Genomic DNA, 12,322 nt, shown 5'->3' on the forward strand with positions numbered 1-12,322 from the left:
GTAACTTAAAAATCGTATTTTTATAGGAAAAAGAGGCTGGTACCCTAACGATTTTCAATCGTTAAAGCGACAGCCCCTTTCCTTTTCCATTATAAATTATTCATTTGTGTTAAGTGCCGCCACTTATTCCTCTACGTGCAGCAGCTCGTGCGCGCGATGTGATAATGGTTTTTCAAAATATTCCTTGTAGCAGGCCTGAACGGAAGGATTTTCGTGTGAAAATCTGATACTATTATGACGGTCAAGACCGTAAAGCACATTTTTGCGGGCTTCAACGTCTGAGGCATCTTCTTTGTATGGCTGTCCGCCGCCATTGATACAGCCGCCCGGACAGGACATGATTTCCACAAAATCGTAATGCACTTCTTTGTTTCTGATGGCATTCATCAGGCGGCGTGCGTTGCCAAGCCCGCTGGCAACCGCCACACGGATATCCGTTCCCGCAAGATTAAACTTCGCTTCTTTCCAGCCGTCCAGACCACGCACGGACTGGAATGCATCTGCCTCCGGATTTTTACCGGTTACCAGAAAATAAGCGCTTCTAAGCGCAGCCTCCATAACACCGCCTGTTGCACCAAATATAACACCTGCACCGGTACCACTGCCTAATGGGTCGTCAAATTCGTCCTCACCCAGTTCCTCCGGTTTGATGAAAAATGCTTTAAACATTCGCTCAACTTCTCTTGTTGTAAGCACTGCATCAACATCTTTTCCGCCGTCCCATGTACATTCATCTTTTTTCGCGATACACGGCATAATTGATACGCAGAATATCTTTTCCGGGTCCACACCGAGTTTTTCGGCATAATAAGACTTTGTTACCGCACCAAACATCTGCTGTGGTGACTTTGCACTTGAAAGTCTGCCTGCCATATCCGGGAACTGGCTCTTTATGAACTTTACCCAGCCCGGACAGCAGGAGGTAAACATCGGAAGCCCCGACTCCTTAATCTCCGGAAGCCGTTCAAGGAACTCGCTTCCTTCTTCCATGATGGTCATATCGGCGGCAAAGGTTGTGTCAAATATGTAGTCAAAACCAATTCTTCTAAGTCCTGCAACCAGTCTTTGTGCTGTTGCAAAATCTTTTGAAAGTCCGAAGCTTTCGCCCCATGCTGTTCTTACGGCAGGTGCTACCTGTACCACCGTTATGATATCCTCATTTTCCACAGCATCGAGCACGATACCTACATCGTCACGCTCTGTCAGCGCACCGACAGGGCAACTGCTCACACATTGTCCGCACAATGTGCAGGCAGTTTCATGGATTTTGTGGTTTCCACGCACATTTACAGTTGTACGGGAACCTGTATTTACAACGTCCCACACATGCATACCCTGAATATTGTCGCATACCTGCACACAGCGCATACACTTGATACATTTTCTTGCATCACGGATTAGTGGAAATGTTTTATCCCAGTTGTCCTTTTCTAATATTGAATCATACGGCATTTCTGAAATGTTCAGTTCATTTGCCAGTGACTGCAATGTACAATTTCCGCTTCTGATACAGGTACCGCATTTATAATCATGCTGGGAAAGTATCAACTTTACATTGGTCTTTCTGGTTGTACGCACCTTCCTGGAGTTTGTGTATACTACCATGCCCTCCTCAACGAAATTATTACAGGCTGTAACACAGCGTTCTGTACCCTCAACCTCTACAACACAGACTCTGCACGCACCAATCTCATTGATGTCTTTCAGATAACACAAGGTTGGTATCGTTTCACCAATGGATTTGGCAGCATCAAGGATTGTCGTACCTTCTTTTACGGATACATCACGTCCATTAATCTTTAAATTTACCATTTTTCTTCTCTGCCTCCTCTGAATGAACCGAAACCAAAATGGTCACATCGTAAACAGCGCCCTGATTCCTGACACGCTTCTTCACATGAAAAACCATATTCGATTGGCTCAAAGTCTTTCTTTCTGTCTGCGGCATCACGGAGTGCTACCTCAACCCGTCCGCAAGGCTCTTTGTCTTCATAACCGGCATAAGGTATCTCGACATCACTTGTAATCTGATGGTGGAAGCCTAAATATTCATCAATATTGGCTGCTGCCACCTTTCCTGCCGCAATTGCCCTGATAACGGTTGCCGGGCCGGTAACGCAGTCTCCGCCTGCAAATATTCCTTTGTGATCCTTGATTTCACTGGTATCAAGTGCCTCAATCGTACCACGCTTCACCGTAACACCATGCTCCTCAAAATATCTTGTTTCGATACCCTGTCCGATTGCCACAACAATCAGGTCGCACGGAATCAGCACCTCAGCCTTTTGTGCTGTCTTCGGGGCTGGTCTGCCACCTCTTATTTTACTGATCATCTGCGGCTGTACCCAAAGACCAACAGCTCTGTCATGCTCGTCTTTTTCTATTCTTACCGGTGACATCAGTTCAAGGATATCGCAGCCTTCTGCTTCTGCGCCCTCAACTTCTTCTTCAAGCGCCGTCATGTCTGCCTTACGTCTTCTGTATACAATGCTTACCTTTTCTGCCCCCAGTCTGACAGAAGAACGGGCAACGTCCATTGCTACATTGCCGCCGCCGATAACAACGACTTTCTTGCCTGTATAATCCGGCATTTCATCATCGCCGATGACACGAAGCATTTCAACTGCTGAAGTCACACCTTCTTTTGCGTCCTCACCTTCAATGCCCATTTTTTTGTCTGCATGGGCACCGATTGAAATGTACATCGCATCGTATTCTTTATGTAACTCCTCAATTGTCACATCGACACCGACACTGACATTTTTCCGAACCTCAATGCCTGTAGAAAGAATGGAGGCAATCTCATCATCTAACTTCTTTCGCGGCAGTCTGTAATTCGGGATTCCGTATCTTAACATACCGCCAAGCTGTTTTCTCTGTTCAAAGATTGTAACCTTATGTCCCATCAGTGCCAGATAATACCCAGCACTCAGTCCGCCCGGACCGCCGCCGATAATTGCAACCTTCTTTCCGGTGGCTTCACCACATTCCGGCACCGGAACATTTCCTGCATTATCCACAGCCATTTTCTTCAAACCTCTGATATTGACAGGTGCGTCAATCAGTGTTCTCTTACATCTGTTTTCACATGGATGTTCACAAATATAAGCACAGGTTGTCGGCAGCGGATTATCCCTTCTGATTAAGCGCACTGCATCGGCATATCTTTTTTCATGCACAAGTGCAATATATCCCGGAATATCCACACCTGCCGGACAAGACTTCACACAGGACACCGGCTGGCTGCTGTTACATGAACAAAAACCTCTCTCAATATGGGATTTAAAATCATCTTCACAGCCATCAATACATTTTAATACCAGCTTTGCCGCCTCATATCCAATCGCACAGTCCGCTGAATAATAGATGCCCTCTGCCGTAAGCCTGATGACATCAAGCGTTTCCTGTGTTGCATTGCCGTCCAGCACATCATCAAAAAGTCTGGCAAGCTGTCTTAAACCCACACGGCATGGGACACATTTGCCACATGACTGTGCAAGACACATTTTTATAAATGATCTGGTAAGGTCAATCGTACACAATCCCGGCGGACTTGCGACAATTCTGCGTTCCAGATCCTGATACAAAGACTCCATTGTTACCTGAGCCTTATCCTTTGTTATAATTGTTAATCTGCTCAAAATCTGCTCCATTCCTGCGTGTGAAACATTTATTTATATTATGTGTTGTATTAATATAGTCATACATTTCACCGCAAAACATTCTTACGCAATATTTTACACAATAATTTACTAAAAATAAAGCAAAGTTATTTTTTTCACATAGTTATGGTGTTAGTATGAACGAAAATACAAAACAGCCGGCAGTCCCGTTTTATCAGGTCTGCCGGCTGTCTGCCGTTATTATCCCATCACAAAGCCCAATGGAATTATCTTAACTTATTCTTGATTTCATTTTCAATCTTTTCTACAAATTCATTCAGCGGCAGGACTGTTGTGTCGGCTTCGCCGTGGAGTCTGTAGGATACGGTCTTGTTTTCCTGTTCGTTGAAACCGATGACGAGCAGATACGGTACTTTCTGAATCTGACCTTCACGCATACGGTAGCCGAGCTTTTCGGCACGGTCGTCTAATTCCACTCTTACGTTCTTTTCTTCAAGTGCGTCACAGATTTCGTGTGCGTATGCCATGATTTCTTCGTTATCGGTCTTAACCGGCATTACCTTGACCTGAACCGGTGCAAGCCATGTCGGAAGATTTCCCTTTGTTTCCTCTAAGATGTAAGCCATAAATCTGTCGAGTGAACCAAGGATTGCTCTGTGAAGAACAACCGGTGTCTTCTTTTCGCCATCCTTATCAATGTATGACAGGTTGAATTTTGCCGGAAGACAGAAGTCAAGCTGGCATGTTGATAAAGTATATTCATTGCCGACAGCCGGTTTTACATTCACATCAAGCTTCGGACCGTAGAAAGCGGCTTCGCCGATTTCTTCTGTATATTCGATACCGAGGTCGTTCATAACTTCTCTTAATCCATTTTCTGCCTTGTTCCACATTTCATCATCATCGTGGTACTTTTCCTTATTTTCAGGGTCACGTAAGGACAGTACGCAGCGGTAATCTGTAATACCGAAATCCTTGTATGTGCTGAAAATCAAATCTACAACCTTTGTAAATTCATCTTTAATCTGTTCCGGTGTTACAAACAGATGCGCATCGTTCTGGCAGAAATGTCTTCCTCTTTCGATACCCTTTAATGTTCCGCTGGCTTCAAAACGGAAATCGTGTGCAATTTCACCGATACGGATTGGTAAATCCTTGTAAGAGTGCATTCTGTTTGCATAAATCATCATGTGGTGCGGACAGTTCATCGGTCTTAATACGAATGATTCACCATCCACTTCCATTGCCGGGAACATATTTTCCTTGTAGTGGTCCCAGTGACCGGATGTCTTGTAGAGGTTTACTGTACCGACACAAGGTGTCATGACATGAAGGTAGCCGAGTTTTCTTTCCTTATCTTTAATGTAGTTTTCCAGTTCCTGCCAGATTGTGTAACCCTTTGGTAAGAACATCGGAAGTCCGCGTCCGATAAGGTCGTCCACCATGAACAGTCCCATGTCTTTACCGATTTTTCTGTGATCTCTTTCCTTTGCTTCTTCAAGCAGTCTTAAATGGTCTTCGAGTTCTTCCGGTGTCGGGAAACATACGCCGTAGATTCTCTGTAATACTTTATTATTGCTGTCGCCCTTCCAGTATGCGCCGGAATGTCTGATTAACTTAAAGTTGCGGCATAATTTTACGTTGTCTACGTGCGGTCCGCGGCAGAGGTCTGTAAAATCCCCCTGCTCGTAGCATGAAATTGTACCGTCTTCCAGATTGGAAATGAGGTCTAATTTATATTCATCATTTTTGAACATTTCCATAGCTTCTTCTTTGGAAATTTCTTTTCTGATAATTTTCTTGCCGGATTTTGCAATCTTTTTCATTTCCTTTTCGATTGCTGTAATATCCTCGTCACGGATTACGTCATCTCCCAGATCGACATCATAGTAGAAGCCTTCTGCTACAACCGGTCCTACCCAGAACTTTGCCTGTGGGAAAAGATGCTTGATTGCCTGTGCCATTAAATGTGCGCAGGAATGGTTTAATGTGCTTAACTGTTCATCTTCTTTAAAATTTACCATTGTGATTTCTCCTTTTCTTGATTTATATTGAAAAAAAGCACCCTTAGATACTGTAACAATATCTAAGGGTGCTTACACACGGTTCCACCTTACATTTCACTCTTTGCTTATAACGCAGCTACACGGTAACGCTTCAAAACCTTGATTTCTTCTACGCACAGCTCGGGAATGGTCTTCATGTACCTTTTGCATAAACAGCTTCCACCAAATGCTGTTCTCTCTGTATGTTCCGGATACACTACTGTTTCTGTCATCGCTTTTTCAATATAGTTTTTTGTTTTTCTGAGTGCTATTGTAGCACAATGCGTTTTTTTTCACAATAGGTTATTTTATGGAATTGATTCTTTTACAAAATCAACTACTTCCATATTCTTTTTTTCAATATTCTCATCGTGTTCCATTTCTTCCAGTGTCATCCAGTAGTAATGCCTGCCGTTTAAAACAAAATCCGTCTGTCTGGTCTGCTCCGGAAAATGGTGTATCTTTAATTCATATAATCTGTGATTATAAACTCTATTCTCTCCATGGCTGACAGAATATTTTTCCTGTACTCTTGATGTAATGTAATGACATTCCATATCTTCCCTATTCAATGCCAAATCTGCTGCAACTCTGTCCAGAATAGAATTTTCATTATCTCTATCCATTGTCTTATAATTCAGAAAAAGTTTGCAGTCCCATTTTTCATCATAATAGACAAGGAATTTCTGCTTGTTTTCTGTAAACAAATTTCTTATTACTACCAGTGAATGATTATGCTGTATCATGTCTAACCCTGTTATATCTTTCATTAAATCGTTATAGTCGTATTTATCCTTATACATATGAAAAATATCTTTTGCTATCTTCATACAATATAAAATACCTATCATACAAAAAATCGTTTTTAATACAATACCGGGAATCCCCAAAATATCATCATAACTAGCTGTAAACACTGAAAGCAAAAATGAAACTCCTGCAATAATTGTATCTATTGCGACTTTATTTCCGATAAATTCTCTTTTCTTTTCCAGAAGTAATTCTAAGTCCTTTTTATCTATTAATAACCTCATTATCCCACCTTATGTAACCTTTTAACAAATTATAACTGAATTTATCGAATAGCACAAGAAATTTTGACTTTTATCTCTATTTATACTATACTTTTTGCGCAGATAATGAATTACATTATTTTCGTGCTTCTGACATATTACAGCAGCATTTTAAAGACATTTGAAAGGATACCGATTTATGAAATCATCAGATACAACACCGGAAACTTCAAAGGACAATCCTTTAGGATATGAAAAAGAATCCAAGCTTTTAGTCGGATTTGCGATTCCGTGCATTATTTCCATGCTGGTAACGGCACTTTACAACATTGTCGACCAGATTTTTATCGGACAGGGTGTCGGAATGCTCGGAAATGCGGCAACCAATATTGCCTTTCCGCTTTCGACCACCTGCACGGCGATTTCCCTTTTACTCGGAATCGGCAGTGCCACCAACTTTTCACTCCACCTCGGTGCCGGTGAAAAAGACGAATCCGCAAAATACGCAGGAAATGGCATGTGCCTTATGGCAGTTTTCGGAATCAGCCTTTTCCTTCTGACAACGATTTTTCTGACACCGATGCTGAAATTTTTCGGTGCAACCACAGACGTGCTTCCGTATGCAGAAGCTTATACACGCATTACGGCAATCGGCTTTCCGTTTCTGATTGCCAACACCGGCATGAGCAAATTGATTTTAGCTGACGGTAGTCCGCGCTACTCTATGATTTCCATGCTGATTGGCGCTGTCGTGAATACGATTTTAGACCCTGTTTTTATTTTTGTCCTGAATATGGGCATGACCGGTGCGGCGCTTGCAACGATTATCGGACAGATGATTTCATTTTGCATCAGCCTGCGCTATATGTTTCATTTTAAAACAATACGGCTGACAAAAGACAGCTTTCATGTTACCGGAAGACACTGCCGCAATATTTTCATGCTGGGTGCGAGTGCCTGCTTTAACCAGATTGCCATGACCGTTGTACAGATTGTCATGAACAACACGCTTGCACACTACGGCGCACAGTCCGTGTACGGCGGTGATATTCCGCTTGCCTGCTCCGGCATTATTACAAAGGTCAATATGATTTTCATGTCCTTTGTCATCGGCATTTCACAGGGAACACAGCCGGTTATCGGTTTTAATTACGGTGCTAAAAAATACCGCCGCGTAAGCAATACCTACCTGCTGGCACTTAGTGCCGCTTCGGTGTTGTCCGTGATTGCATTTATCTGTTTTCAGGTTTTTCCGCGACAGATTATCAGCGCTTTCGGAAACGGAAGCGAGCTGTATTTCCAGTTTTCGGAGCGTTACTTTAGAATTTATATGTTCCTTACGATTATCAACGGAATCCAGCCGGTAACGTCAAACTTTTTCAACTCTATCGGCAAATCGCGGCTGGGTGTCTTTATGTCACTGACAAGACAGATTTTGTTCCTGCTTCCGTTGATTGTCATTTTCCCGATTTTTATGGGAATTGACGGCGTGATGTATGCCGGTCCGATTGCCGACGGGGCGGCAGCGGTTGTCTGCGGTTATTTTACCGTGCGGGAACTGCGGGAATTAAAACAGCTTGAAAATAATGCTGCTGTAAATTAAAAATCAGGGGAAAGACTTCGTCAGAAACTTCTTTCCCCTGATTTTCTTATTTATCTGTATTACATTGTCTACGGCTGTCAAAACTTCTTTTACAAATTTTTCTACTCGTTGGTTATCATTTCCATGTAAGGCAATACGTGAAATCCGTTCTTTTCATAAACTTTTACTGCCCGTTCATTTTCTTCTTCCACTTCCAGACGAATGACACAGCCTGCATAGGTCTTTTTGACATGCTCTATAAAGCGGCTTCCGATTCCAAGTCCTCTGTAGGAATCTTTGATATAAATGTCTTCAATCCATGCACACGGCTTGCCAAATTCCGTTGAAAAGCTTTTTGCCACCATGCCATAGCCCTGTATTTCGCCCGAATCCGCCGCAGCAAATATATATCCGTCCAGATACGGATTTTTTCCCGTACACGCCTCTATATCCTGTAAAAATATATTTTCTGAACCGTTGCTAAATACCGCCGGAGATGTATAAAACACCCGCATCATTTCAATCACGGCTTGCTTGTCCTGTTTGGTCATTTTTCTGATATTTGTATTACTGCTCATGTTTTTCCTCTCTATATTTCTGCTTGTATGATGTGTCCGAAGTTCATTTCATCTTTAAAAAGGTCATATACATATGCTGAACTTTCCTTATATAAACCGGTTTCTTCATCCTGGAGCTTTTCAAATACTTCTGAATTATAAAACTTATTCATTGCTTCATCATATTCCATTTCCTGCTGGACAGTAAGCATTTCAATAATGTCCTGAATGATATACTCCATTAACTGCTGTTGTAAACTCAACTCAATCTTCCACCTTTCTTAAAAGTCTGATACTTTTTTCTGTATGAAACGAATATTGTGAAGATGTTTTCTTATATACCATGCCTTTTAATAATGTTTGAAAATCTATTATTTCATTTTCATACTGACGAAATAACAATGCCATGTTATCGTCTGCTACCGGTCCGATAACAATATCATATTTATTATCCTGATTGCATAATATATCCTCTATGTTGTCAAAGGAATGATTTCTGTTATTCATAACAAATCTTGCCCATTCCTCTGTTGTCTGTTCCCCAAAATCTTTTATTTTAATCCCCGGCAGTTCTCTAAAATCATCTTGTATATCAAAAACATTTAAAACCGGACTACCACCATAAATTTTAGCTACCCTCACTGCCATTTTTTCTGCCTGCTCTCTTATATCCGTCAGGTAAAATCCTATTCCGAAATCTTTATACGGTCTGCACATTGCAAGATTAATACTGTTGATACCTGTATTGCTTCCATGATATAATCTCATAATTTTCCCCCGTTTCTCCTACACAAAATTCCTAAGTCCTCTAATACCGTATCAAACGACAATGTATGCTCTGCTTCATAATTTTCCTTTATAAATTCAATGCCTTTAAACTGAAATAAATACTGAAATGCTTCTTTTACGCTGAGATTATTTTTTTGAGCAAATTCATCTACACAGGCAACTGTGAAATTAATTTTATTTTTCAACTCACTCATATCAACCCTCGCTCTCATTTTTATAAGTTCATTATACCCTGTATCCCGCCGTTTTTCCACTCCTGTTTGTTTCTACATTTTTAATGCATTTTTTGACACAAAACTTGCCCCGGAACTCTTATCAAATAAAAGAAAGTGTGCTAAAATAGCCCTGCAAAAAGATACTGCTTATTGAAATGGAGTTTTTTATGGAAAAGGATTTAACGACCGGAAAAATAACACCACAGCTTATCGGCTTTACAATACCGCTTGTGCTGGGAAATCTCTTTCAGCTCACCTACAATGCCGTTGACAGCATTATTGTCGGACGGTATGTTGGAAAAGAAGCGCTTGCTGCTGTGGGTATCTGTAACCCGATATCGACTTTATTTATACTGTTTTTAAACGGACTGTGTATGGGCGCCAGTATTTTAATGGGCAACCAGTTCGGTGCAAAGGATTATGACCGCCTGCACCGCCAGATTAGTACCACCATGCTGTCCGGTATTGCATTTTCACTGATTTTGTCGGTGCTGTGCATTGTCTTTGCCCGCCCGATTCTGCTTTTAATGCAGGTCGACGCGTCTATCATGGGTATGACAATCAATTATCTGCGCATTATATTTGCAGGACTTTTATTTACCTTTATGTATAACTGCTTTGCAAGCACCCTGCGCGCGCTCGGTGACAGCCAGTCGCCGCTGTACTTTCTGATTACCAGTGCCGTTATCAATATTCTCGGCGATTTGTTTTTTGTCCTATTTTTAAATATGGGCAGTGAGGGCTGTGCGATTTCTACCGTTTTAAGTGAAGCACTTTCCTGCCTGCTGTGTATCATTTACATTCAAAAAAAAGTGCCGATTTTGCAGTTAGGGAAAAAATGGCTGGTATTTGATAAGGCTCTGCTTGGCAAAACGATTTCCTACGGCTGGGCATCTGCCATGCAGCAGGCAACCGTCCAGCTTGGAAAGCTTGGGATTCAGGCAATTGTCAATTCCATGGGTGTTGCCATTGCCGCCGCATTTGCCGTTGTAAACCGTATTGACGACTTTGCCTATACACCGGAGCAGAATATCGGACACGCTATGACGGCGCTTATGGCTCAGAGCAAGGGTGCCGGAAAAAAGAGCCGTTTAAAAGAAGCTTTCCGGTGCGGCATGCGCATTGAAATGGTGTACGGTGTCATCATTTTTATCATCTGCTTTGTATTTGCCAATCCGCTGATGCGGCTGTTTACAAGTGATACAGATGTCTGCCGCCACGGTGTCACCTACCTGCGGCTGATTTCCATTATGTATCTGCTGCCTGCGGCAACCAACGGTATTCAGGGATATTTCCGCGGTATCGGCGATTTAAAAATCACTTTAATCAGCAGTTTTGTCAACATGGGCGTGCGTGTCATTGCCGCCGCCATTCTTGTATTTGCATTTTCATTGCAGATTGAAGCCCTGCCGTATTCGTACCTTGCAGGCTGGATTGGCATGCTGATTGCGGAACTGCCGTTATTAATAAGAAGCTATCGGAATTATGATAAATAAAACACTTGCGACAAAGTCGCTTATCAGAAAGGAGAATTGTATGTTTCAATCTTTAGAGATGAAGCACCCGAAGTTTTATCAGGTGTTTCGGTTTTTTGTGGTGATTGCCGCATCGATTTTTTATGCTTGGAATTTACGCTGCTTTGCTAAGACTGCCGGACTGTTTCCGGGAGGATTTTCGGGACTTTCCCTGTTGTTACAGGAAATCGGACTGGCCTTTTTCGGGATTAGTATTCCATATACCTTATTAAACGTCCTGTTAAACCTGTTTCCGACCTATATCGCTTATAAATACATCGGAAAACGGTTTACGCTGTATTCAATTGTTGTCATTGTACTGTCGAGTATTTTTGTCGATATTCTGCCACCGTATATGTTTACGGACGACATTTTACTGCTGAGCGTGTTCGGCGGTATTTTAAACGGCTTTGCCACCAGTCTGTGCTTAAATGTCGGAACGACAACCGGCGGAACGGACTTTATCAGCATTTTCTTTGCACATGAAAAGGGCATTGATGCATGGAATTATATTTTAATCGGAAATGTGATTATGCTTGTCATTGCGGGTGCGCTGTTTGGCTGGTCGAGTGCGCTGTATTCGATTATTTTCCAGTTTTGCAGCACACAGGTTATTCAGGTACTGTATAAACGATACAAAAAAGAAACACTATTTATTATTTCCGATAAATCCGATGAGGTTTATCACGCTATCCGTGAAATGACAAATCACGATGCCACGCTGTTTAAGGGTATCGGCTGTTATGAAGGAAAGGAAAAGACACTGATTTATTCGGTTATTAATTCCGAAGCCAAGCGGGAACTGCTTCCGCTCATCCGCTCGATTGATGAGCATGCGTTTATCAATGTGGTAAAAACAGAAGAATTAGACGGTCGTTTCCACGACATTCCGCACGATTGAGAATGTTTGGCATGTTGAGAATGTGATGAATGTTGAAAGCATTGAGAATGTTGAATTTCTTTCTGCATCTGGATTCTTGTCAG

12 protein-coding genes are annotated in these 12,322 nt (G+C 42.0%); 3 read left to right on the forward strand and 9 right to left on the reverse strand.

Annotated features, from left to right (window positions below; translation table 11 throughout):
- Positions 1-123: 123 nt before the first annotated feature.
- From WMO37_RS11770 to WMO37_RS11790, 5 genes are all read right to left on the reverse strand, one after another.
- Complete coding sequence (locus tag WMO37_RS11770; protein ID WP_349155107.1) at positions 124-1,812, reverse strand: NADH-dependent [FeFe] hydrogenase, group A6; 1,689 nt, start codon at positions 1,810-1,812, stop codon at positions 124-126.
- The gene (locus WMO37_RS11775) at positions 1,806-3,641 is read right to left on the reverse strand and encodes an NAD(P)-binding protein (RefSeq protein ID WP_349155108.1); all 1,836 of its coding nucleotides are present in this window, start codon (positions 3,639-3,641) and stop codon (positions 1,806-1,808) included. Before WMO37_RS11775 ends, WMO37_RS11770 begins: the two co-directional genes overlap by 7 nt.
- A 248-nt stretch (positions 3,642-3,889) precedes the next feature.
- Positions 3,890-5,647, reverse strand: a complete 1,758-nt coding sequence (gene thrS, locus WMO37_RS11780) for a threonine--tRNA ligase (protein ID WP_349155109.1) — start codon at positions 5,645-5,647, stop codon at positions 3,890-3,892.
- Positions 5,648-5,754: 107 nt separating this feature from the next.
- Complete coding sequence (locus tag WMO37_RS11785) at positions 5,755-5,901, reverse strand: hypothetical protein (RefSeq protein WP_227090428.1); 147 nt, start codon at positions 5,899-5,901, stop codon at positions 5,755-5,757.
- Between the two features lie 75 nt (positions 5,902-5,976).
- Complete coding sequence (locus tag WMO37_RS11790; RefSeq protein ID WP_022432077.1) at positions 5,977-6,702, reverse strand: hypothetical protein; 726 nt, start codon at positions 6,700-6,702, stop codon at positions 5,977-5,979.
- Positions 6,703-6,880: 178 nt separating this feature from the next.
- Here WMO37_RS11790 and WMO37_RS11795 point away from each other — a divergent pair, with 178 nt between their 5' ends.
- Positions 6,881-8,284 (forward strand): MATE family efflux transporter, encoded by a 1,404-nt coding sequence (locus WMO37_RS11795; protein ID WP_349155110.1) that lies wholly within the window; start codon positions 6,881-6,883, stop codon positions 8,282-8,284.
- A gap of 101 nt (positions 8,285-8,385) precedes the next feature.
- Here WMO37_RS11795 and WMO37_RS11800 read toward each other — a convergent pair whose 3' ends face one another.
- From WMO37_RS11800 to WMO37_RS11815, 4 genes are read right to left on the reverse strand one after another with little or no spacing between them, the layout of a single operon-like run.
- Positions 8,386-8,841: a GNAT family N-acetyltransferase gene (locus WMO37_RS11800; RefSeq protein ID WP_349155111.1), complete on the reverse strand. Its 456-nt coding sequence runs from the start codon at positions 8,839-8,841 to the stop codon at positions 8,386-8,388.
- 11 nt (positions 8,842-8,852) lie between these two features.
- A complete protein-coding gene (locus WMO37_RS11805) occupies positions 8,853-9,083 on the reverse strand; it encodes a hypothetical protein (protein WP_022432080.1) in 231 nt (76 codons plus the stop codon).
- 1 nt (position 9,084) lies between these two features.
- Positions 9,085-9,588 carry a DUF3990 domain-containing protein gene (locus WMO37_RS11810; protein WP_349155112.1) on the reverse strand — a complete coding sequence of 168 codons (504 nt, stop codon included), beginning with the start codon at positions 9,586-9,588 and terminating at the stop codon, positions 9,085-9,087.
- Positions 9,585-9,803 carry a DUF3791 domain-containing protein gene (locus WMO37_RS11815; protein ID WP_022432082.1) on the reverse strand — a complete coding sequence of 73 codons (219 nt, stop codon included), beginning with the start codon at positions 9,801-9,803 and terminating at the stop codon, positions 9,585-9,587. Before WMO37_RS11815 ends, WMO37_RS11810 begins: the two co-directional genes overlap by 4 nt.
- 188 nt (positions 9,804-9,991) lie before the next feature.
- On the opposite strand from WMO37_RS11815, the gene WMO37_RS11820 reads away from it, so the two are divergent.
- Together WMO37_RS11820 and WMO37_RS11825 are read left to right on the forward strand one after the other, a co-directional pair.
- Positions 9,992-11,320, forward strand: coding sequence for an MATE family efflux transporter (locus tag WMO37_RS11820; RefSeq protein ID WP_349155113.1), 1,329 nt, complete (start codon positions 9,992-9,994; stop codon positions 11,318-11,320).
- A 40-nt stretch (positions 11,321-11,360) separates the two neighbouring features.
- The gene (locus WMO37_RS11825) at positions 11,361-12,239 is read left to right on the forward strand and encodes a YitT family protein (RefSeq protein WP_349155114.1); all 879 of its coding nucleotides are present in this window, start codon (positions 11,361-11,363) and stop codon (positions 12,237-12,239) included.
- Positions 12,240-12,322: the final 83 nt, after the last annotated feature.

Source organism: Lachnospira intestinalis (assembly GCF_040095895.1).
Lineage (GTDB): Bacteria > Bacillota > Clostridia > Lachnospirales > Lachnospiraceae > Lachnospira > Lachnospira intestinalis.